This is a genomic window from Nocardia sp. NPDC050630 (assembly GCF_044457245.1).
Taxonomy (GTDB): Bacteria; Actinomycetota; Actinomycetes; order Mycobacteriales; family Mycobacteriaceae; genus Nocardia.
In genome coordinates this window covers 144,444-164,070 of sequence record NZ_JBITGN010000002.1, presented here as the reverse complement: position 1 = coordinate 164,070, position 19,627 = coordinate 144,444, and the positions used below count along the sequence as shown (strand labels likewise).

Genomic DNA, 19,627 nt, shown 5'->3' with positions numbered 1-19,627 from the left:
GGCGACCCGAAGGAGGAACATGGATGAACTACAGGTGCCGACGCTCGCCGAATTCGTGCGGATGCGGCGGCAGCGTCCGACCGCGGCGCATCCGGGTGGTCTGAGTCGACAACAGCTCGCCGAGGCGATCCACTCCAGCGTCGGCTATCTCGCCAAGATCGAACAGGGCGGCGCGTTCAATCCGAGCCCATCGATTCTCGATGCGCTCGCCGATGTCTTCGCACTGGATCCGGACGAGCGCATCCATCTCTATCACCTTGCGCAGCAGCGATTCAGCGGCGCTGTGCCGCAGCCGGGCCCGGTCCCCCCATCCGTGCGCAAGACGCTCGACGCATTGACCCCGCATCTCGCGGCAGCGTTCGATGACGGCTGGCGCGTCATCGACTGCAACGATGCCTTCGATGCGGCCTTTCCCGGCCTGCGGCCGAACGGACACGCGCTGCGTTGGATGTTCACCGATCCGCTGGCACGTCTGGTGATCGAGGAATGGGAGCACGAGGCGGATCTGATGGTCGGACGTTTTCGCTCCTATGCGGGCCGTGCCGGTGCACGAGCCGATGTCCAGTTGCTACTGCGCGAGTTGGGCGCACAGCCCGACTTTCACCGCCTGTGGAATACCGGGCGGGTACACATCGGCCGCCGCGACCCGGCCATCCGGCTTCGAAATCGCAAGACCGGCAAGCCATTCGAAATCCACGTCCAACGATTCCGCACTACACTGCCGGAGCCGACCCGACAACTTTTCGTCGGGTTGCTCGAGGATCATGCGGCCGCGTGACGGCTGCGTCGCGCAGTAATCGGCCCGCCGGTGGCAGGTCCGGCGGGCCGATTCGGTGATGCGGGCACCGTCCCTTTCGAGCGACCTGCAAGCAGTCGCTAGCGCTCGGTCAGGCGGGAGTTTCCGCGAGCAGGGAGCCGATGGCCCGCAGGTGGTCACTTGCCCCGCCCAGTGCGAATTCATTGTGCTTCGCGGCGGTGAAGTAGTTGTGCACGATGTGGTCGCGGTCGATGCCGACGCCGCCGTGGACGTGAACCACGGTGTGCGCCACGCGATGTCCGGCGTCGGCCGCCCAGAATTTGGCGGTGTGCACGGCTTCGGCGCTGGCCAGATCCTCCGAAACCCGCCAGGCGGCCTGGGTGACCGCGAGCCGAAGACCTTGGACGTCGATGTAGGCGTCGGCGAGGCGCTGCGCGACGGCCTGGAAACTGCCGACGGCCTTGCCGAATTGTTCACGCTCGCGGGCATATTCGGCGACCAGTTGCAGTGCGCGTTCCAAGGTGCCCAATTGCTGCGCGCTCAGACCGAGCCAGGCGCGGGTGAGGATCCAGTCCAGGATCTCCGCGCCGGAGGCCACCGTCGCGACCAATTCTGCTGGGGTGTCGTGGAATTCGACGCCGAACTCGGCGCTGAAGTCGACTACGCGCTGGGCGGTCACCTGCACCGTGGCATCGACGGGATCCACCAGGAACAGCGCGGGTGCGCCGGAAGCCGTGGCGGGGACCAGGATTCGGGCCGCGCGATCGGCATACGGCACCGTGGTCTTCGCGCCGGTGAGTCGCCAGCCGCCATCGGCCTCATGGGCCACAGTGGTCGGCTTGGTCGGCTCCCAGTTGTGCTCCTCGGCGAGACCAGCCGTGAGGATGATGCTGCCCGCACCCGCCTGACGCGCCCAATCCTGGTGGGCGTCCGAGCCGAAACGCGCGAGCGCACCCGCGCCCACCACGATCGACCACAGATACGGCACCGCGGCGACATGCTTGCCCAGTTCGCGCAGCACGGCAGTCTGCTCGAGCGCGCCGAAATCGCCGCCGCCCACCGCTTCCGGCAGTGCGGCGGCCAATACGCCGGTCTCGGCGAGCGACTGCCACAGCGGTTCGTCGAAGCGGCCCTCGGTGTCGAGTTCGCGGATCCGGTCCGCGGTGACCAACTTGGCGCAGACCTCGGCGGTCAGGCGGGTCAGATCGAGCTGAGCTTCGGTGGGTGTGAAGTCCATGGTCTCTACTTTCTGCTCAGCGCGCCGCGGCGGGTTGCTTTAGTGCGGTCATCGCGATGATGTCGCGCTGGACCTCGTTGGTGCCGCCACCGAAGGTGAGGATCAGTGCGGCGCGATGGAACCGCTCCAACCGTCCGCGCAGCTCGGCGCCGGGCGAATCCTGACGCAGATAGGCCTGCGGGCCGAGGATCTCCATCAGCAGTCGGTAGGCCTCGGTGGACAGTTCGGTGCCGTAGACCTTGCATGTCGAGGCATCCCACGGCCGTGGCGCGGCATCGCCGCCCGCATCGGCCCGGCTGGCGATCTCCCAGTTCAGCAGCTTCAGATATTCGACCTTGGCCTGCACCCTGGCCAGATTGAGCCGCACCCATTCCTGGTCGATGACCCGGGAACCGTCGCCAGCTTTGGTATCGCGCGCCCATTCGGTGGTCTGGTTCAGCGCGACCATGAGCGGTCCGGCCGAGGTCAGCGCGACGCGCTCATGGTTGAGCTGATTGGTGATCAGCGCCCACCCGCCGTTCTCCTGTCCGACCAGTGAACTCGTCGGCACTCGGACGTCCTGGTAGTAGGTGGCGCTGGTGTCCGGTCCGGCCATGGTGTGCACCGGGGTCCAGGAGAAGCCCTCGGCAGTGGTCGGCACGATGAGCATGCTGATGCCCTTGTGCTTCTTGGCGGTCGGGTCGGTACGAACCGCGAGCCAGACATAATCGGCATAAGCGATCAGGCTGGTCCACATCTTCTGGCCGTTGATCACGTAGTCGTCGCCATCGCGCACGGCAGTGGTGCGCAGGCTGGCCAGGTCGGTGCCCGCGCCCGGTTCCGAATAACCGATGGAGAAGTGCAGTTCGCCCGCGGCGATCTTGGGCAGGAAGAACTTCTTCTGCTCCTCGCTGCCGTAGTGCATGATCGTCGGAGCCACTGAATTGATGGTGAGGAAGGGCACCGGCGCGCCCGCGATGGCCGCCTCATCGGTGAAGATCAGCTGGTCCATGGTCGGACGGTCCTGGCCGCCGAACTCTTTGGGCCAGGCCAGGGTGAGCCAGCCGTCGCGGCCCATTTCCTGGACCACCTCGCGATAGACGTTGCCGTGGCCGTACTCGCCGGTGGTCGCGCTCAGCGCGGCTCGGCGCTCCGGGGTGATCAGCCGCGCGAAGTAGTCGCGCAGCTCCGCGCGGAGCTCTTCCTGCTGCGGCGTATACGCAATGCGCATGGCAGTCCTCATGCTCGTTCGATGTCGGTCAACCGATCATTGCATACGAACTGAAACATGTTCCAGTATTGCTACCGAATCCGCACAATGGCGGTACCCGATATGACCTGGTGTTGTTACGCTTCGACCAGAGTCGCGTTTAAGGAGTTCCCATGAAGGTCACGGTCGATCTGGATCAATGCGAAGCCAACGGAATCTGCGTCGGAATCGCCCCCGACGTCTTCGAACTCGATGACGAGGACGTGCTGCACATCGTGTCGGCCGACGTGCCGGATGACCGGCTCGCCGATGTCGAGGATGCGGTCGCCCAATGCCCGAAGGCGGCGCTGAAGTTGCAGTAGCCGATGGCTTGCCGTTGGTGAGAACACGTTCTAGAGTCGGCCCGTGAGTGAGCGCAGCGAACGAACCGAAAACACAGCGTGTGGATCACACACGGCGGAGCCGAGCGCCAGCGAGGTGCAGCTGTGAGCGATGCGGACAACACGGATGTGAGCCTTGCTGGGCGGGTGGCCATCGTTACCGGTGGCGGCGCCGGACTGGGCCGTGCCGAGGCGCTGGCCTTGGCAGGGGCAGGCGCATCGGTGGTGGTCAACGACCTGACAGAGTCGGATGCGGTGGCCGAGACGCTCGCCGATATCCGCGCACTCGGCGCCAAGGCCGAGTTCGTCGCGGGCAGCATTGCCGAGCGCGCCACCGCCGACGCCCTGATCGGCACCGCCGAGGAAGCGTTCGGCAGCGTCGACATCGTGGTGAACAATGCGGGCATCACCCGCGACCGCATGCTGTTCAACATGTCCGACGAGGACTTCGACGCGGTGGTCGCCGTCCATCTGCGTGGCCATTTCCTCTTGACTCGCAACGCGGGCGCCTACTGGCGGGCCAAGTCCAAGGCGGCGGGCGCGCCGATCTACGGCAGGCTCGTCAACACCTCTTCCGAAGCGGGCCTGCTCGGCCCCGAGGGGCAGGCCAACTATGGTGCGGCAAAAGCCGGTATCACCGCGCTGACGCTCTCTGCCGCGCGCGGGCTGTCTCGGTTCGGCGTGCGCGCCAATGCGATCGCGCCGCGTGCGCGCACCGCGATGACCGAGGCGGTCTTCAGTGCGGCGCCGCGGGACCGCGTCGATCCGCTGTCGCCCGACCATGTGGCGCGCTTGGTCGCCTATCTCGCTTCACCTGCCGCCGACGCGGTCAACGGTCAACTGTTCGTCGTCTATGGACCGATGGTGGCCTTGATGGCCGCACCGGTGGTCGAACAGCGCTTCGATGCCGCCGATGATCAGTGGTCGGTAAATGATCTCGCCGCCACGCTCGGCGGTTACTTCGCGCAGCGCCCCACGGGGCGTACGTTTTCAGCGTCCTCTTTGATCGATCTAGACAACTGACTCTGTGATGGCAGGTGCCATCGGACGCCAGCTGATCACTCGACCAGTTGTTGATCGCCGGTGCGGCGCTTGGTAGACATGGGAGTCAACGGTGTGTGACGCCTCACAAGGGTTAGGCCACCCTCAAATGACACCTGTTACAAATTCATGGGCCGAATTTGAGAAAAATGGCAGTTCAAATGTGCCAAAAAGCTTCCTGCAGCAATGAGAACATGTTCTAATCGTTGCGGCGATGTGGCCAGGGCGGGGCATCGTGCGATGAGCGGAATCAGCAGGATGAGCAAGGAGGATCGTGCATGAACGAGGTCCTTGCTGTGCCATTGCGGGCAGTCGGCGGATTCTTCGAACTCGTCGCCGACGTTGCGCGGGCCAGCATTCGACGTCCATTCCAAGGGCGCGAGTTCATTGATCAGGCCTGGTTCATCGCACGTGTTTCGATCATTCCGACACTGCTGGTGGCGATTCCGTTCACCGTACTGGTGAGCTTCACGCTCAACATTCTGCTGCGCGAAATCGGCGCCGCCGATCTCAGCGGCGCGGGCGCGGCATTCGGTGCGGTCACCCAGGTCGGGCCGATTGTCACCGTATTGATCGTGGCGGGCGCTGGCGCCACCGCGATCTGCGCGGATCTCGGGGCGCGAACCATTCGCGAAGAGATCGATGCGATGCGCGTCCTCGGTATCGACCCCGTGCACCGGCTGGTTGTGCCGCGGGTGCTGGCCTCGATGTTCGTGGCATTGATGTTGAACGGCCTGGTGTGCACCATCGGCATCGTCGGCGGCTTCCTGTTCTCGGTGCTGCTGCAGGATGTGAATCCGGGCGCTTTCGTCAATGGCATCACGCTGCTCACCCATCTGCCCGAGCTGGTTATCTCCGAAGTGAAGGCCGGTTTGTTCGGGCTGATCGCCGGACTGGTGGCCTGTTATCTCGGCCTGAATGTCAAAGGCGGTCCCAAGAGTGTCGGTGATGCGGTGAACCAGACCGTTGTCTTCGCCTTTATGGCCCTGTTCGTGGTGAACGTCGTGGTCACCGCCGTCGGTATCAAGTTCGCGGCGCGGTGAGCCGATGGCATTCGTAATCCAATCCCGCTTCCCGCGTACCGTTCGGCGAGTGCGTCGCTTTTCGAACTCGCTCGATTCGCTGGGTAAACATGCGGTGTTCTATGCGCAGACAATAGGTTCCATCCCACGCGCACTGATGCACTATCGCACCGAGACCATTCGTTTGATCGCCGAAATCAGCATGGGCACAGGCGCATTGGCGGTTATCGGCGGCACGGTTGTCATCGTCGGATTTCTCACGCTGTTCACCGGCGGCACCATCGCGGTGCAGGGTTACAGTTCGCTCGGCAATATCGGCGTCGAGGCATTGACAGGCTTCTTCGCAGCATTCATCAATGTGCGCATCGCGGCGCCGGTGATCTCCGGAATCGGTTTGGCGGCAACGATCGGCGCGGGCTCGACCGCGCAGCTGGGCGCCATGCGAGTGGCCGAGGAGATCGACGCACTGGAGTCCATGGCGATCCGGCCGGTGCCGTATCTGGTCGGCACCCGGGTGCTCGCGGGCATGATCGCGATCGTGCCGCTGTACGCGCTCGCGGTGATCTGTTCGTTCATCGCCAGCCGATTCGCCACCGTGGTCATCTACGGGCAGTCGGCGGGCGTCTACGACCACTACTTCTCCACCTTCCTGATCCCCAGCGACATCCTCTGGTCCTTCGCCCAGGCAATCTTCATGGCCCTGGCGGTCATGATGATTCACACCTACTACGGCTACAACGCCGCGGGCGGACCGGTAGGGGTCGGGATCGCGGTCGGCAATGCGGTGCGGGCCTCATTGGTCGCGGTGGTCACGGTGACACTGCTGATCTCGCTGGCCATCTACGGCACCTCCGGCAACTTCCATCTCTCCGGGTAGAGCGGTATGGCAACGAAGCAATCGGGAAGCGGCCTCAGCGCGGCACTGCGCGGCGGGCTCGGGCTCAAGCTCGCCGGGCTCGGCATGGTGATCGCGCTGGTCGTGATCGTGTCCGTCGCGATGGTTATGTTCGTCGGCGGATTCACCAAGACGGTGACCGTCATGGTGGAGGCACCACGTAGCGGCTTGGTGCTCGATCCCGACGCCAAGGTGAAGATCCGCGGTGTGGAGATCGGACGGGTCTCGCAGATCAAGCAGACCGCCGAGGGCGCCGAGCTGACGTTGGCGATGGATCCCGAACTGCTGAAAATGGTTCCGTCCAACGCGACCGTGGATATCAAGTCCACCACGGTATTCGGCGCCAAGTACATCAATTTCACTGCGCCGGACCAGCCTTCGTCGACACCGCTGAAGCCCGGATCGACCGTGACGGCCGAATCCGTGACCGTCGAATTCAATACGCTGTTCCAGCATCTGACCGATGTGCTGGCGAAGATCGAGCCCGAAAAGCTCAATGCCACACTGTCGGCACTGGGCACCGCGCTGCAGGGGCGTGGTGAGAAGCTCGGTGATCTGCTCGCCCGCAGCGATGCCTACCTGCGCGATATCAATCCGAGTCTGCCCGCGCTGCAACGGGATCTGGTCTCCTCGACCGGCGTCACCAACCTGTATGCCGATACCGTGCCGGATCTGCTGCGCACGACCGACAACGTGACCGTGACGGCCGCAACGCTCGTCGAGGAGCAGGAGAACGTCGATGCCATGCTGGTCAACCTCATCGGATTGGCCGATACCACCGGCTCGGTGCTGCACGAGAACGAACAGCCGCTGGTGACGGCGCTGGATCTGCTGCGTCCGACCACCCAGCTGCTCGATGACTACAAGCCCGCGCTGTACTGTCTGGTCGTCGGCCTGGCCAATGTGCTCCCGATCGGTGAGGACATCTTCGGCGGACGGTACGACGCGGTGCCGCTGAACGCGAGTTTCATGCCGGGTGCCGATGCCTACCAGTACCCGCAGGATCTACCGAAGGTGAACGCCACCGGCGGGCCCCACTGCGAGGGCGTGCTGGACCGAGTACCGGACAGCCACGCGAACTTCGTGGTCACCGACACCTCCGAGGGGCACGTGTGGACGCCCTCGACAACCACACATCTGAACGGGCCCAAGGTGTTCCAGTTGCTTTTCGCCGGATTGCCGGGGGTGGGGCAGCTGTGAAACCGCGCGCGACAACCGTCAAGCTGACCATCTTCACGCTGGTGATGGCGCTGGTATTGGCCGGACTGGTGGTGGTGTTCAGTCAGATGCGCTTCGCCAAGGAGAGCGGCTATCACGCGGTCTTCACCAGCTCCTCCGGCATATTGGACGGCGCCAAGGTTCGAATCGCCGGTGTGCCGGTGGGTTCGGTGACCGGGGTGCATGTCGGCAAGGACAATCTCGCGCACGTCGACTTCGATGTGGACAGCAAGTACCGGCTCTACACCAGCACCAAGGCGACCATCCGCTACGAAAACCTGGTCGGGGACCGGTATCTCGAACTGCTGGAGGGGCCGGGCACCGCGAAGGTGATGTCCAAGGGCGCCACGATCGGCCTCGAACGCACCTCGCCCGCACTCGATCTCGATATGTTGCTCGGTGGCTTCAAACCGCTGTTGCGCGGCCTCGACCCGGCCCAGGTGAACGATCTGACCGAGGCGCTGCTCCAGGTTTTCCAAGGGCAGGGCGGCACGCTCGTCGCGCTGCTGAACAGTTCCGGATCGTTCGCCAAAACCCTCGCCGATCGAGATGCGTTGATCGGCAGCGTGATCGAGAATCTGAAGACCGTGCTCGCCACGATCGATGACCGCGATCAGCAGTTCGCCACCACCCTGGAGGAATTGCAGCGGCTGGTCAGCGGTTTGGCCGCCGATAAGGATCCGATCGGCGCCGCCCTGCCGCGGATCGCCGGCGCGACCGGGGACCTGACCGATCTGCTGCAGCAGGCCCGCCCGGATCTGAAGACCACCATCGAGCAGACCGGCACCCTCGCCGCCACGCTCGACGACGGTTCCGACACCATTCAGTGGGTGTTGGATCGGCTGCCCGAAACCTATAAGAAGCTGGTCCGGATCGGTTCCTACGGATCGTTCCTGAATATGTACGTGTGCGGCACGAACTTCATTGTCGACGGGCCGGACGGCAAGCCGTTGCACATCACCCTGCCCGGGTTGCAGACGACGGGAAGGTGTGCGAAGACCCGATGAACGAAACCCGATCACGCGCAGTCTCGCTCGGCATTATCGGCATTGTCGTAGCGACCACGGTGTCGCTGTCCGCACTGCAGGTCGACCGGCTGCCTTTCATTCGCTCCGGCGCGACCTATACCGCCTACTTCGCCGATGCGGGCGGACTGGTTCCCGGTGACAACGTGCAGGTCGCGGGTGTGAAGTCGGGACGCGTCGAGCAGGTGAAGCTGGATGGTGCGAAGGTCTACGTGCGGTTCACACTGGACGAGGAAATCGTGCTGGGCAATAAGTCGAGTGCCGCTATCAAAACCAATACGGTACTCGGCCGCAAATCGCTCGAGGTGACTCCGGCCGGCAGCGGTTCGACCCGCACCGACGACACCATTCCGTTGGACCGCACCACCTCGCCGTATTCGCTCACCGACGCGCTCGGCGATCTGACGAATACCGTCAAGGGCCTGGATATGGACCAGGTCAACCAGACCCTCGACGCATTGTCCACGACCTTCGCCAATACTCCGGCCCCACTGCGGTCGGCACTCGACGGTGTCACGCAACTCTCGCGCAGCCTGAATGCCAGAGATCAGGCGCTGACCGAGTTGCTCCGCCGGGCGCAGAACGTCACCAAGGTGCTCGCTGACCGGAGCAATCAGATCAATGCGCTGCTGGTCGACGGCAATGAGTTGCTCGGCGAACTGGATCGGCGGCGCGGCGCGCTCAGTCAGTTGATCGTGTACATCAATGGGCTGGCCCAGCAGCTGACCGGCCTTGTCAACGACAACGAGGCACAGCTGAAACCCACACTGGACCGGCTGAATTCGGTGCTGGCACTGCTGCAATCCAATAAAGACAACCTGTCGAAAGCGCTCGATGGACTCGGCCCGTTCTCGGCCGCGCTCGGTGAACAGGTCGGCAGCGGTCCGTACTTCCAGGCATATGTCTCGAACGCGACTACGCGCGGCCTGCAGATACTCGTCGACGCGCTGGTCTGGCCGCAGCATGTGCCCGATTCCTTCCGCGCATATCTGACCGACCCCGCGTTGCCGTCGATCGAGCCCGCGATTCAGGAGCCGCCGCGATGAATGCAATGCGCACTGTTCGTTCGGCACCGCGGTGGGTGCGGGTGCTCGCGCTGGTCGTCATCGCCGCGCTGGTGATCGCCGGCGGGTGGTCACTGATATCGCGGATCGGAAGGACCTCGATCACCGCCTATTTCCCGTCCACGACCGGCCTGTACGCCGGTGACGAGGTGCGGGTGCTCGGGGTCGCGGTCGGCCGGATCGACTCCATCGATCCCGGTAGGGACCAGGTCCGCGTCGCGATGACGCTCGATCGCGGTATCGAGATCCCCGCGGATGCCAAGGCGGTCATCATTTCGCCATCGCTGGTGTCGGCGCGGTTCATCCAATTGGCCCCGGCCTACACCGGTGGGCCGAAGATGCACGATGGCAGTGTGATTCCGATCGAGCACACCGCGGTTCCGGTCGAATGGGATGACATCAAGGCCGAATTATCCAGGTTGGCAACCACGTTGGGACCGGTCGGCGACGATAAGCAGGGTTCGTTCGGACGGTTCGTGAATACCGCCGCCGACAATCTCGGCAGTGGCAATGCGCAGGCGCTGCGCGATACGCTACGCGAGCTGTCGCATACGTTGAGCACGTTGTCGGACGGGCGCACCGATCTGTTCGGCACCATCCGCAATCTGCAGCAGTTCGTGGATGTGCTGTCCAAGAGCAACGACCAGATCGTGCAATTCGGCGGTCGACTCGCCTCGGTCTCGTCGGTGCTCGCGAATGTTTCCGGTGATCTCGGCGCCGGACTGGACAATCTCGACATCGCCGTCGGTGATGTACAGCGGTTCATTCAAGAGCGCGGTGGGGCGCTGACCGAAGGTGTGCAGCGGCTGGCCGAGGTCACCCAGATCCTCGCGGATAAGCGGCCCCAGCTCGAGCAGGTATTGCATTCCGGACCGACGTCTCTGGTGAACTTCTATCAGATCTACGATCCGGCCCAGGGCAGCCTCACCGGTGCCGTCGTCGCGCCGAACTTCGCCAACCCCTTCGCCTTCCTGTGCGGCGCGGTCGAGGCGAACGACGCCAACGGTTCCGATCAGAGCGCTGCCCTGTGCCGCCAATATCTGGCACCGGTCATCCAGCAGCTCATGATGAATTACCCACCGCTGCTTGCCAATCCGGTTTCCAACCAGACCGCGTTCCCGAATCAGCTCGTCTACAGCCCGCCGAGTCTGGCCGCGCGCGGACCGAGTGATTCGGTGCCGCAATCGGATCCGGTCACGGTGCCGAACGGTATCGCCGGGCTGGCCATTCCGGGAGGAGGGCGATGATGCGCACGCGAATGGCCGGTGCGGCAATCGGATTGGCCGTCGTGCTCGGCGTCAGCGGCTGCGAGTGGGACGGGCTCAATTCGCTGCCCATGCCCGGTACCGCCGGAAGTGATCCGAATGCCTATGAAGTCGAGATCCAGATGCCCAATGTCACCACGTTGACCCGCAATTCGCCGGTCCGCGTGCACGACGTGACGGTCGGCACGGTGTCGAAGATCGAGGTGGAAGGCTGGCACGCGCTGGTCACCGTCAGGTTGAACCACGATGTGCGGCTGCCAGCCAATGCGACCGCCCGAATCGGGCAGACCAGTCTGCTCGGTAGCAATCACCTCGAACTCGCCGCGCCGAAAGATGTTCCGGCACAGGGTGAGCTGAAGAACGGCGATCTGATCCCGCTGGATCGCGCCGATGTCTATCCCACTACCGAGCAGACCCTGTCATCGCTGTCGGTGGTGCTCAATGGCGGTGGCATCAGTCAGCTCGAAACCATTACCCACGAACTCAATGCCGCATTCAACGGTCGCGAGGATGCGATCCGGGATCTGCTGCCGCAGCTGACCGAGCTGACCACCACACTGGATTCGCAGACCAAAGACATCATCGATGCGATGGGGGGACTCGACCGGTTCACCGGCACGCTCGCCAAGCAGAAGGATCAGGTGGCCGCGGCGATCGAACAGATCCATCCGGCGCTCACCGTGCTCGCCGATCGGCGCGAGAACATCACGCATACCCTTACCGCCCTCGGTGATCTGAGCGATGTGGTGCAGCGGATCATCGCGCAGGGAGGGGACAATCTGAAGGCGAATCTGGCGAATCTGGCACCCGTGCTGGAGACGCTGGCCAGCACCGGGAACAGTCTGGTCGAGGTCATGAAGCTGATCTTCACCTTCCCCTTCCCGATGAAGAATCTCGATCACGCGGTCAAGGGCGATTACATGAACCTGCTCATGACCGTCGATATCACGGGCAAGCGGTTGGATTCGAACTTCCTCACCGGCACCCCGCTCGGCGGTCGGTTCGGCGGGGTCGAGGGCGCACTCGGCGGTCTGGCCGGTTCGGCGGAGGGCAATAGCAATCCGGCGACGGCACCGTTGCAGCCACCGGCGACACCGGCTCCGACGCCGAGTATCCCTGGGCTGCCCCCGATTCCGGGTCTGCCCGCGATTCCCGGCCTCACTGTTCCGCCCGTCGGGCAGGAAGGTGCGGGCCGATGAAACTCACGCGCTTCGTCCGGATCCAGTTGGCCATCTTCTCGGTGCTGACGGTGATCGGCTTGGTGGTGATGGGTGGTACCTACGTGGGACTGCCCGCTATGTTCGGCATCGGTCGCTATGAGGTGACGGTCAAATTGTTGGCCACCGGCGGGCTGTATCCGACCGCCAATGTCGCCTACCGCGGCACGAATGTCGGCAAGGTGGAAGAAGTTCGGCTCACCCCGGCGGGTGTGGACGCGAAGCTGTCCATTGACAGTGATTACAAGATCCCCGCCGATGTCGACGCGTGGGTGCGCAGTGTTTCGGCCATCGGTGAGCAGTACGTCGATCTGGTACCGGCCGCTGATGCCAAGGGCGGCAACCTTTCCGACGGGTCGGTGGTTCCGGTGGAACGCACCAAGCTGCCCGAGGATATCGGCACTGTGCTCGATCGCTCCGATCGTCTGCTGTCCAGCATTGCCGATACCAAGCTCCGGCAGGTGATCGACGATGCGTTCACAGCCTTCAACGGGGCCGGACCGGATCTGCAGAAGTTCATCGATTCCGCATCGCTGCTGGTGCAGGAGGCCCAGGCGAATGCCGAGCCGACCAAGGATCTGCTGGAAAAGATCGGACCGCTGCTGGATACGCAGAATCAGTCCGATGCGGCGATCCGGTCGTGGACCCAGGACCTGGCAACGGTCACCGACCAGCTGCGCGCCCACGATCCGGCATTGCGCAATGTCATCGAGAAGACGCCCGGTGCGGCGCAGCAGGTGAGTTCGCTGTTCCAGGACCTGCGCCCGACCCTGCCGATTCTGCTGTCGAATCTGGTCAGCGTTGGTCAGGTCGCGGTGACCTATCACTCCGGTCTGGAACAGATCCTGGTGGTTTTTCCGCCGCTGACCGCCGCGTTCCTGACGGCCATCCGCGGCCCCGTCGAATACGGTGCCGTCGTGGACTTCCATCTGGAGCTCAACGATCCGCCCGGCTGCACCACCGGCTTCCTCACGCCGGAACAGCGCCGCTCGCCCGCCCAGCTCGACACTCCGGATACGCAGCCGGGGCTGTACTGCAAGGTGGCGCAGAACGCCAAGGAGGCCGTGCGCGGTATCCGCAATACGCCGTGTATGGAGGTGCCGGGTAAGCGGGCGCCATCGCCGGAGCTGTGCCGCGATCCGAATGGCTATGTGCCGGAAGGCAATAACCCGGCATTCGGTGCACCGCAGCCGGTGACGCCCTCGGGCGACCCGATCGGCGACCAGGGGTCGACCCACCCGGCCGCGCACAGTACGACATTGGATCCCGGCAGTGGGACGTTCATGGGACCGGACGGACGCACGTACCGTCAGGGGGATATCGGAAAGGACGGATCCGGCACGATACCGTCGAGTTGGCAGGCGATGCTTCAGGAGCAGCAGTGAGAGAGCGCAGCGAACGAACAATGTCACAGGGTGCTTCGCGCATGCCGGAACCGAGCGTCAGCGAGGTGCGGGCATGAGTGAATCCAGTGTGGTCAAGGCTCGGCCGAGGCGACGGGCGGTGCGTTCGGCGGGTCCGCCGCCGGAGGACACGCTCCCGCTCGAGACCGAAGGTGTCGAGCTGTCGAAAGCCGTCGATGTCACCGTCAAGGTGACCAAGGCCGAGTCGGACAGTCCGAGCGAGGATGCCGAACCGGTGACGACGCTGGAGATACCCAACGTCGCCGATGAGGTTGTCGATGGCGCTGCGCAGTCCGCTCCGCCGCGCTGGGTTCTCGTCGCCGCTGCCGTCGCGGCCGCGGTCGTGGCGATCGCGCTGGTGATCGGCACCGGATTCTTCGCATACAGCCTGCACACCGCCTCCGACCGTGATGCGCGGCGCGCGGACTACGTCCAGACCGCCAAACAGGCGATTCTCAATCTCACCACGATCAAGGACGACACCGCCAAGGCCGATATCGACCGCGTCCTGGCGGTCGCCTCCGGCGAACTCAAGGCCGAATACTCCCAGCGCAAGGATGCCTATGCCAGCGTTGTCGAACAGGCCAAGGTGAAGGCCACCGGTGAGATCGTCGAATCCGCCATCGAGAGCGAGGACGGGGATTCGGCCCGCGTGCTTGTCGCCGCCAAGCAGACCCTGACCAATGCGGGCATGGCGGATCCGCAGACGCGGTACTACCGATTCCGGGTCACCGTCACCCGCGGCGATAACGGGATCACCGCCTCACAAGTGGAGTTCGTGGCATGAGCAGGCGTCTGGTTCTGGTGGCCTCCGCGGTCGCCCTCGTCATCGTCGCCTTGGCGGCCATCTGCGGCGTGACCGGATACAAGTATTGGAACGACCGCAAAAGCGAACAGGCGCGCACCCAAGCCGTCCCCGCCGCCCAACGCACCGTCGAAGCGATGTTCACCTACAACTTCAAAACGGTGGATGCCGAATTACCCAAGGCCGCGGACAATCTCAGCGGCAGCTTCCGCGACGATTACCTGAAACTGATCAGGGAGGCCATCGCCCCCGGCGCCAAGGAAAAGGAACTCAACGTCCAAGCCACCACCCAGGCCACCGGCGTAGTCTCCGCCGAACCCGCCCACGCGGTGGTTCTGCTCTACCTGAACCAGGTAACCACCGGCAAGGATTCTCCCCAAGCCAACATCAGCACAAGCCGAGTCCGCGTAAACCTCGAAAAGGACAACGGCCACTGGCTCGTATCCGCAGTAAACCCGATTTAGTTGGCTGCAGCCGCTGTCACCGCCGCGTGCGGTTCGAACGATGGCTTTGGCGGAGTCCGCGGTCGGTAGCGTGATTCGAGTGGCGTCGAAGGCGGAACGGCAGGCTGCTCGGGATTGTGTGGCGGCGTATCACGAAGCGCGGCTCGGCGAGCTGCTCGAGCACGTCGGCCGGGCAGTGGACCGGTTCCGTGCCGGGCAGTTGGATGCGTTCGAGGTCGACGCGGTGATCCACCAGTACCATCGGGCGGCCCAGCGGTTGTGGACGTTTTGCGGCGAGTCCGGTGCGCAGGTGCAAGCCGCCGCGCATCTGATCGAAGACATGACTGGCGCGGGTACGGCGATTGATTGGTGGCAGCGCGGCATGTCGGCCAGGGCCCGGCGTGCCGAGGGGCCGGACGCCTGAACCGGGCTGGTTGTGGGGCAGCTGCCCGGCGATCAGGCCGTCGCTGCGACGTCCTCTACGCCATGCTCGAAACCAAGCGGCTCTAGCGAGATCAGAGACCAGCCGCAGCCTGAGCCTGCGCACGACCAGCTGGCCGTGCGCAACGCTTCGCAATACCCAGACCCGCCCCGATGAACAGCACGCCACCGAGCATGAACCACGGATTCCACAGCACCAGACTCCACCAAGTTTGATGCGGCCCCACCTCGCGACGGACACCACCCGCATTCGCGGCCAACGCGACCTCGACCAGGACACCGCGAGCCAGCAACACCAGCCCGGCAATCCTGATCATCCAGGCCATAACCCAGCGCCACCGGCGCGGCATATCCACACCTGCTGCCACACCAACGAACGCAGCACCAGCCAGAAGCACAACAGCCACGCCCCACAGACCGGCCGCAACGAACATCGGCGGACGCCGAGCCGCCAAATCCGAGCCCGCTGACGACGCCAGCCCCACAGCCCCACCCAATGCCCAGAACAAGTGCACCGCCGCGAACCCACAGCTCCACACCACCGCGGCCAACACGGCCCAATCCCTCCGACCCAACCTCACCCAACGCAGCATACGTCCCCAAAATCACCGCGCAGGTCGGCCGATCAGGTGGAACTGGTGGCGGCATCGCCCGAGAAGCTCCGCCACCAGTTCCACATGATCGCTTGTCCGGCAGTGTGTTTCGGGCGGACGGGCGCGCCGGGACCGACGCGCACCTATGGAGCCCCCTGTCAGGATTGAACTGACGACCTTTCGCTTACAAGGCGAGTGCTCTACCACTGAGCTAAGGAGGCGGACGGTGTCTTACAAACGGTGCCAATCATAACCGGGCGCGCCAGCTGCGTGACACCGGCTTTACGGTGCCACGCAGTGACGGTTCAGCAGAGCCCGGCGCAGTATCGGATACCGCGAGTCAGGACTGGGCGCCCTGACGGGCCGCGTCATCGGCGGCCATGGCGTCACGCAGGCTCTTCGGACGCATGTCGGTCCAGTTCTTTTCGACGTACTCCACGCACGCGGCGCGGCTGTCCTCGCCGAAAACGACTCGCCATCCGGCCGGAACCTCCGCAAAGGCCGGCCACAGCGAATGCTGTTCCTCATCGTTGACCAGAACGAAGAAGCGGCCGTCTTCGTCATCGAAGGGATTGGTGCTCAATTTCACCTCACTGGATACTGGCGCATGTACGGGATTGCCCTTGGCTCGTCCAACGCTGTCGAGCGTCGGAAGATCCCCGAGCGTTGTGTCGACCCTAGCAAGGCAGACGTTACGCGTAGGCGGTTACCTCAGGCCGCGAAGAAATCGAGCAGGATCTTGTTCACCGCTTCTGGACGTTCGAGATAGCCATAGTGCCCCGCATCAGGAACTTCCAGGTAACGCGCACCGGGGATGACCTCGGCAACCTCCCTGGACAGATACGGCGGAATCATCCGATCGTCGGCGAATCCGATGGCCAGGCACGGCACCTTGATGCCGCGGTAGGCCTGCACCCGGTCGAAATCGTGGTCCATCCGGCGCTGGGCGCGGATGCCGGGCGTCACCGCACCACCGGTGAATTCGAACAGATCGAGCCAGTCCCGCGCGGCGTTCGGATCGGCCATGGTCGCTGGCGACATATTCATCACCGCGGTCACCGCGGCCTCATACTTCGCGGGCAGGGTGACCCCACTGGCGTCGAGTTCGTGTTCGCCGAGCGAAAGCGTCTTCTGGAACTGGTCGAGGCGGCCGTGCCCGGCCATGAATACGGCCTTGCGCACCAATTCCGGACGCGCCAGCGCGAGTTCCTGAGCCACCCGCGCGCCCATCGACGTGCCGACCACCAGTGCCGGACCCTCGTCGAGCAGTTCGATGAGTCCGGCGGTATCGCCGACCAGCTGATCGATGGTCATCCCCTCAGCCGCCTCATAGGACGGTTTGATGCCGCGATTGTCGAAGGTGCAGACCCGATATCCCGCCTTGACCAGCGCCGGGACCTGATGCAACTCCCAGACCCTGCCCGGGCTGCCGGTACCCATGATCATGACGACCAGCGGACCCGCGCCCTTCGCCTCCGTGCCCTTGGCTCGGTCGCCCTTGACCTGGTAGTTGAGTGAAATTCCGTTCACCGTGGCCAGTGGCATATCGACCCTTTCGTGGAGTTGGTGCTGCGTTCCCAAGGTATAGGGCCTCGGTTTTCGATGAACAAGCGAAGGGTATGACGCCGAACGTGTCCTAGGTCACCCGCATCCAGGTGCGGCACACCTGGACGGTGGCCAGATACCATTGACTATTCGCACGTACGAGCGTACTGAGCCGGGAGGACAAGAAGATGGCCGCGAAGAGCAGCGCGAACGACATCGCGGACGACGATCTGGAACCACTCGCCGACGAGACCGCCCGTCAGGCGCAGCGCGTTGTCGCGGCCTACGCGGAGGATGCGGACGAATGCCGGATGCTGCTGTCGATGCTGGGCATCGGGCCTAACTCTCGGGGCGAGTAACCACCTCGACGTCAACGGGGCCGTCGACTATCTCATAACTTCAACGGGAACAGCGACGCGCAAAGGATGCGTGAGTGGACCAGATGACCCAACAGCCGTCCGACGACTCCGAACACGCCTTTCTAGAGCCCCCATCCGAACCCGACACCACGGTGGTCCCCTCCGTCCTCGCCGACATGAACGGGGCCGGTTCCGGCTTCGTCGTCGTCGCCAACCGGCTGCCGGTCGACCTGGAGAAACTGCCCGACGGTTCCACCCGCTGGAAGCGCAGCCCGGGTGGTCTGGTGACCGCGCTGGAGCCGGTACTCCGCAATAACAAGGGGTCCTGGGTCGGCTGGGCCGGTGTTCCGGATGTGGATATCGATCCGATTATCGAGGACGGCCTCGAACTGCATCCGGTGCCGCTATCGGCGGAGGAAGTCTCCGAGTATTACGAGGGCTTCTCCAACGGCACGCTGTGGCCGCTGTACCACGATGTGATTGTGCGCCCGGTCTACGACCGGGCCTGGTGGGCCGCCTATGTCACGGTGAACCGGCGTTTCGCCGAGGCGACCGCGAAGGTCGCGGCCGAGGGCGCGACCGTCTGGGTGCAGGACTATCAATTGCAATTGGTGCCGAAGATGCTGCGCATGCTGCGGCCCGATCTCACCATCGGATTCTTCCTGCACATTCCGTTCCCACCGGTCGAGCTGTTCATGCAGATGCCGTGGCGGACCGAAATCATCGAGGGTCTGCTCGGCGCCGACCTGATCGGCTTCCACCTGCCCGGCGGCGCGCAGAACTTCCTCTACCTGGCTCGCAGACTGGCCGGGCAGCCCACTTCGCGCGGCACTGTCGGTGTGCGCTCCAAGCTCGGCGTGGTGCAGGTGGGTTTCCGCACGGTCCGGGTGGGCGCGTTCCCGATTTCGATCGCCTCGGCCGAACTCGACGAGCATTCGCGCCGCCGCTCGGTCCGGGAACGGGCCGCGAAAATCCGTGCCGAACTCGGCAATCCGAAAAATATCCTGCTCGGCGTCGACCGTTTGGACTACACCAAGGGCATCGATATCCGTCTCGCCGCGCTCGAGGAATTGCTGCTGGAGGGCAGGCTGGATCCGGCCGATACCGTCATGGTGCAGCTGGCCACCCCGAGCCGTGAGCGGGTGGAGAGCTATATCCAGATGCGCGGCGATATCGAGCGCCAGGTCGGCCGGATCAACGGCGAATTCGCCAGGGTCGGGTATCCGGTCGTGCACTATCTGCACCGGCCGATCGCGCGCGACGAACTCGTCGCCTTCTTCGTGGCCGCCGACGTCATGCTGGTGACTCCGTTGCGCGACGGGATGAACCTGGTCGCCAAGGAATACGTCGCCTGTCACAGCGGTCTCAACGGAGCGTTGGTATTGAGCGAATTCACCGGTGCCGCAGCCGAATTGCGCCAAGCGTATTTGTGCAACCCGCACGATCTGAACAGCGTCAAGGATGCCGTCATCTCCGCGCTGGAGGACGACCGCGATACGCGTCGTCGCCGAATGCGCTCCCTGCGCCGTCAGGTGCTCGCGCATGACGTGGATCGCTGGGCGCGGTCGTTCCTGGAAGCGCTGGCGCAGGACCAGGTCGCGGGCAGCGCACTGCTGACCGACGACGATGTGTACCCGGAGTCGCGAGCTCCCCGTCGCTGACGCCACCTCACAGGAATCACCCAGGGAAGGTCCAGGCAGTTCCCAGTCGATTGCCGGATTATGAAGC

General features: G+C 64.2%; 21 protein-coding genes and 1 tRNA gene. 16 read left to right on the top strand and 6 right to left on the bottom strand.

What is annotated here, in order from left to right:
• Positions 1 to 19: 19 nt before the first annotated feature.
• A complete protein-coding gene (locus ACIBG0_RS08205; protein ID WP_397030521.1) occupies positions 20 to 778 on the top strand; it encodes a helix-turn-helix transcriptional regulator in 759 nt (252 codons plus the stop codon).
• A gap of 109 nt (positions 779 to 887) precedes the next feature.
• On the opposite strand, the gene ACIBG0_RS08200 is transcribed toward ACIBG0_RS08205, so the two are convergent.
• Both ACIBG0_RS08200 and ACIBG0_RS08195 read right to left on the bottom strand, forming a co-directional pair.
• Positions 888 to 1,994, bottom strand: a complete 1,107-nt coding sequence (locus tag ACIBG0_RS08200) for an acyl-CoA dehydrogenase family protein (RefSeq protein WP_397030519.1) — start codon at positions 1,992 to 1,994, stop codon at positions 888 to 890.
• 16 nt (positions 1,995 to 2,010) lie between these two features.
• Positions 2,011 to 3,204 (bottom strand): acyl-CoA dehydrogenase family protein, encoded by a 1,194-nt coding sequence (locus ACIBG0_RS08195; RefSeq protein ID WP_397030517.1) that lies wholly within the window; start codon positions 3,202 to 3,204, stop codon positions 2,011 to 2,013.
• A gap of 152 nt (positions 3,205 to 3,356) precedes the next feature.
• Here ACIBG0_RS08195 and ACIBG0_RS08190 point away from each other — a divergent pair, with 152 nt between their 5' ends.
• The 13 genes from ACIBG0_RS08190 to ACIBG0_RS08130 all read left to right on the top strand — a co-directional run bounded on the left by ACIBG0_RS08190 (position 3,357) and on the right by ACIBG0_RS08130 (position 15,385).
• On the top strand, positions 3,357 to 3,545 hold the full coding sequence (locus tag ACIBG0_RS08190; RefSeq protein ID WP_062988489.1) for a ferredoxin: 189 nt from the start codon (positions 3,357 to 3,359) through the stop codon (positions 3,543 to 3,545).
• A gap of 123 nt (positions 3,546 to 3,668) precedes the next feature.
• Positions 3,669 to 4,586, top strand: coding sequence for a 3-oxoacyl-ACP reductase (locus ACIBG0_RS08185; RefSeq protein WP_397030514.1), 918 nt, complete (start codon positions 3,669 to 3,671; stop codon positions 4,584 to 4,586).
• A 296-nt stretch (positions 4,587 to 4,882) separates the two neighbouring features.
• Complete coding sequence (locus tag ACIBG0_RS08180; protein ID WP_062988486.1) at positions 4,883 to 5,647, top strand: ABC transporter permease; 765 nt, start codon at positions 4,883 to 4,885, stop codon at positions 5,645 to 5,647.
• 4 nt (positions 5,648 to 5,651) lie between these two features.
• The gene (locus ACIBG0_RS08175; protein ID WP_397030512.1) at positions 5,652 to 6,503 is read left to right on the top strand and encodes an MlaE family ABC transporter permease; all 852 of its coding nucleotides are present in this window, start codon (positions 5,652 to 5,654) and stop codon (positions 6,501 to 6,503) included.
• Between the two features lie 6 nt (positions 6,504 to 6,509).
• Positions 6,510 to 7,721 (top strand): MCE family protein, encoded by a 1,212-nt coding sequence (locus tag ACIBG0_RS08170; protein ID WP_397030510.1) that lies wholly within the window; start codon positions 6,510 to 6,512, stop codon positions 7,719 to 7,721.
• Positions 7,718 to 8,746, top strand: coding sequence for an MCE family protein (locus ACIBG0_RS08165; RefSeq protein ID WP_397030508.1), 1,029 nt, complete (start codon positions 7,718 to 7,720; stop codon positions 8,744 to 8,746). Before ACIBG0_RS08170 ends, ACIBG0_RS08165 begins: the two co-directional genes overlap by 4 nt.
• On the top strand, positions 8,743 to 9,810 hold the full coding sequence (locus tag ACIBG0_RS08160; protein WP_397030507.1) for an MCE family protein: 1,068 nt from the start codon (positions 8,743 to 8,745) through the stop codon (positions 9,808 to 9,810). The genes ACIBG0_RS08165 and ACIBG0_RS08160 overlap by 4 nt, the downstream gene beginning before the upstream one ends.
• Positions 9,807 to 11,075 carry an MCE family protein gene (locus tag ACIBG0_RS08155; protein ID WP_397030505.1) on the top strand — a complete coding sequence of 423 codons (1,269 nt, stop codon included), beginning with the start codon at positions 9,807 to 9,809 and terminating at the stop codon, positions 11,073 to 11,075. The genes ACIBG0_RS08160 and ACIBG0_RS08155 overlap by 4 nt, the downstream gene beginning before the upstream one ends.
• On the top strand, positions 11,072 to 12,292 hold the full coding sequence (locus tag ACIBG0_RS08150; RefSeq protein WP_397030503.1) for an MCE family protein: 1,221 nt from the start codon (positions 11,072 to 11,074) through the stop codon (positions 12,290 to 12,292). The genes ACIBG0_RS08155 and ACIBG0_RS08150 overlap by 4 nt, the downstream gene beginning before the upstream one ends.
• Entirely contained in the window at positions 12,289 to 13,695 is a 1,407-nt protein-coding gene (locus tag ACIBG0_RS08145; RefSeq protein ID WP_397030501.1) for an MCE family protein, read from the top strand. Before ACIBG0_RS08150 ends, ACIBG0_RS08145 begins: the two co-directional genes overlap by 4 nt.
• Before the next feature lie 73 nt (positions 13,696 to 13,768).
• Positions 13,769 to 14,500 (top strand): hypothetical protein, encoded by a 732-nt coding sequence (locus tag ACIBG0_RS08140; protein ID WP_397030499.1) that lies wholly within the window; start codon positions 13,769 to 13,771, stop codon positions 14,498 to 14,500.
• Positions 14,497 to 14,982 carry a h domain protein gene (locus ACIBG0_RS08135; RefSeq protein WP_397030498.1) on the top strand — a complete coding sequence of 162 codons (486 nt, stop codon included), beginning with the start codon at positions 14,497 to 14,499 and terminating at the stop codon, positions 14,980 to 14,982. The genes ACIBG0_RS08140 and ACIBG0_RS08135 overlap by 4 nt, the downstream gene beginning before the upstream one ends.
• A gap of 79 nt (positions 14,983 to 15,061) precedes the next feature.
• On the top strand, positions 15,062 to 15,385 hold the full coding sequence (locus ACIBG0_RS08130; protein WP_397030496.1) for a hypothetical protein: 324 nt from the start codon (positions 15,062 to 15,064) through the stop codon (positions 15,383 to 15,385).
• 91 nt (positions 15,386 to 15,476) lie between these two features.
• Here ACIBG0_RS08130 and ACIBG0_RS08125 read toward each other — a convergent pair whose 3' ends face one another.
• The 4 genes from ACIBG0_RS08125 to ACIBG0_RS08110 form a co-directional block, all read right to left on the bottom strand.
• Positions 15,477 to 15,983, bottom strand: a complete 507-nt coding sequence (locus ACIBG0_RS08125; RefSeq protein WP_397030495.1) for a DUF3995 domain-containing protein — start codon at positions 15,981 to 15,983, stop codon at positions 15,477 to 15,479.
• Between the two features lie 158 nt (positions 15,984 to 16,141).
• A tRNA-Thr gene (locus tag ACIBG0_RS08120) sits at positions 16,142 to 16,216 on the bottom strand.
• 119 nt (positions 16,217 to 16,335) lie between these two features.
• Positions 16,336 to 16,578, bottom strand: coding sequence for an MbtH family protein (locus ACIBG0_RS08115; protein WP_011207082.1), 243 nt, complete (start codon positions 16,576 to 16,578; stop codon positions 16,336 to 16,338).
• A 128-nt stretch (positions 16,579 to 16,706) separates the two neighbouring features.
• Complete coding sequence (locus ACIBG0_RS08110; RefSeq protein ID WP_397030493.1) at positions 16,707 to 17,540, bottom strand: alpha/beta fold hydrolase; 834 nt, start codon at positions 17,538 to 17,540, stop codon at positions 16,707 to 16,709.
• 188 nt (positions 17,541 to 17,728) lie between these two features.
• On the opposite strand from ACIBG0_RS08110, the gene ACIBG0_RS08105 reads away from it, so the two are divergent.
• On the top strand, positions 17,729 to 17,899 hold the full coding sequence (locus ACIBG0_RS08105) for a hypothetical protein (protein ID WP_169338030.1): 171 nt from the start codon (positions 17,729 to 17,731) through the stop codon (positions 17,897 to 17,899).
• A gap of 83 nt (positions 17,900 to 17,982) precedes the next feature.
• Positions 17,983 to 19,560 carry a trehalose-6-phosphate synthase gene (locus ACIBG0_RS08100; protein ID WP_397031171.1) on the top strand — a complete coding sequence of 526 codons (1,578 nt, stop codon included), beginning with the start codon at positions 17,983 to 17,985 and terminating at the stop codon, positions 19,558 to 19,560.
• The last annotated feature ends 67 nt before the right edge of the window (positions 19,561 to 19,627 follow it).

Excerpts from the sequence above, each read along its gene's own strand:
- ACIBG0_RS08170 (WP_397030510.1), top strand. The coding sequence starts at position 6,510 with ATGGCAACGAAGCAATCGGGAAGCGGCCTCAGCGCGGCACTGCGCGGC.
- ACIBG0_RS08135 (WP_397030498.1), top strand. The coding sequence starts at position 14,497 with ATGAGCAGGCGTCTGGTTCTGGTGGCCTCCGCGGTCGCCCTCGTCATC.
- ACIBG0_RS08180 (WP_062988486.1), top strand. The coding sequence starts at position 4,883 with ATGAACGAGGTCCTTGCTGTGCCATTGCGGGCAGTCGGCGGATTCTTC.
- ACIBG0_RS08100 (WP_397031171.1), top strand. The coding sequence starts at position 17,983 with ATGACCCAACAGCCGTCCGACGACTCCGAACACGCCTTTCTAGAGCCC.
- ACIBG0_RS08190 (WP_062988489.1), top strand. The coding sequence starts at position 3,357 with ATGAAGGTCACGGTCGATCTGGATCAATGCGAAGCCAACGGAATCTGC.
- ACIBG0_RS08105 (WP_169338030.1), top strand. The coding sequence starts at position 17,729 with ATGGCCGCGAAGAGCAGCGCGAACGACATCGCGGACGACGATCTGGAA.
- ACIBG0_RS08145 (WP_397030501.1), top strand. The coding sequence starts at position 12,289 with ATGAAACTCACGCGCTTCGTCCGGATCCAGTTGGCCATCTTCTCGGTG.
- ACIBG0_RS08195 (WP_397030517.1), bottom strand. The coding sequence starts at position 3,204 with ATGCGCATTGCGTATACGCCGCAGCAGGAAGAGCTCCGCGCGGAGCTG.
- ACIBG0_RS08155 (WP_397030505.1), top strand. The coding sequence starts at position 9,807 with ATGAATGCAATGCGCACTGTTCGTTCGGCACCGCGGTGGGTGCGGGTG.
- ACIBG0_RS08140 (WP_397030499.1), top strand. The coding sequence starts at position 13,769 with ATGAGTGAATCCAGTGTGGTCAAGGCTCGGCCGAGGCGACGGGCGGTG.
- ACIBG0_RS08110 (WP_397030493.1), bottom strand. The coding sequence starts at position 17,540 with ATGCCACTGGCCACGGTGAACGGAATTTCACTCAACTACCAGGTCAAG.
- ACIBG0_RS08205 (WP_397030521.1), top strand. The coding sequence starts at position 20 with ATGGATGAACTACAGGTGCCGACGCTCGCCGAATTCGTGCGGATGCGG.
- ACIBG0_RS08160 (WP_397030507.1), top strand. The coding sequence starts at position 8,743 with ATGAACGAAACCCGATCACGCGCAGTCTCGCTCGGCATTATCGGCATT.
- ACIBG0_RS08200 (WP_397030519.1), bottom strand. The coding sequence starts at position 1,994 with ATGGACTTCACACCCACCGAAGCTCAGCTCGATCTGACCCGCCTGACC.
- ACIBG0_RS08175 (WP_397030512.1), top strand. The coding sequence starts at position 5,652 with ATGGCATTCGTAATCCAATCCCGCTTCCCGCGTACCGTTCGGCGAGTG.
- ACIBG0_RS08150 (WP_397030503.1), top strand. The coding sequence starts at position 11,072 with ATGATGCGCACGCGAATGGCCGGTGCGGCAATCGGATTGGCCGTCGTG.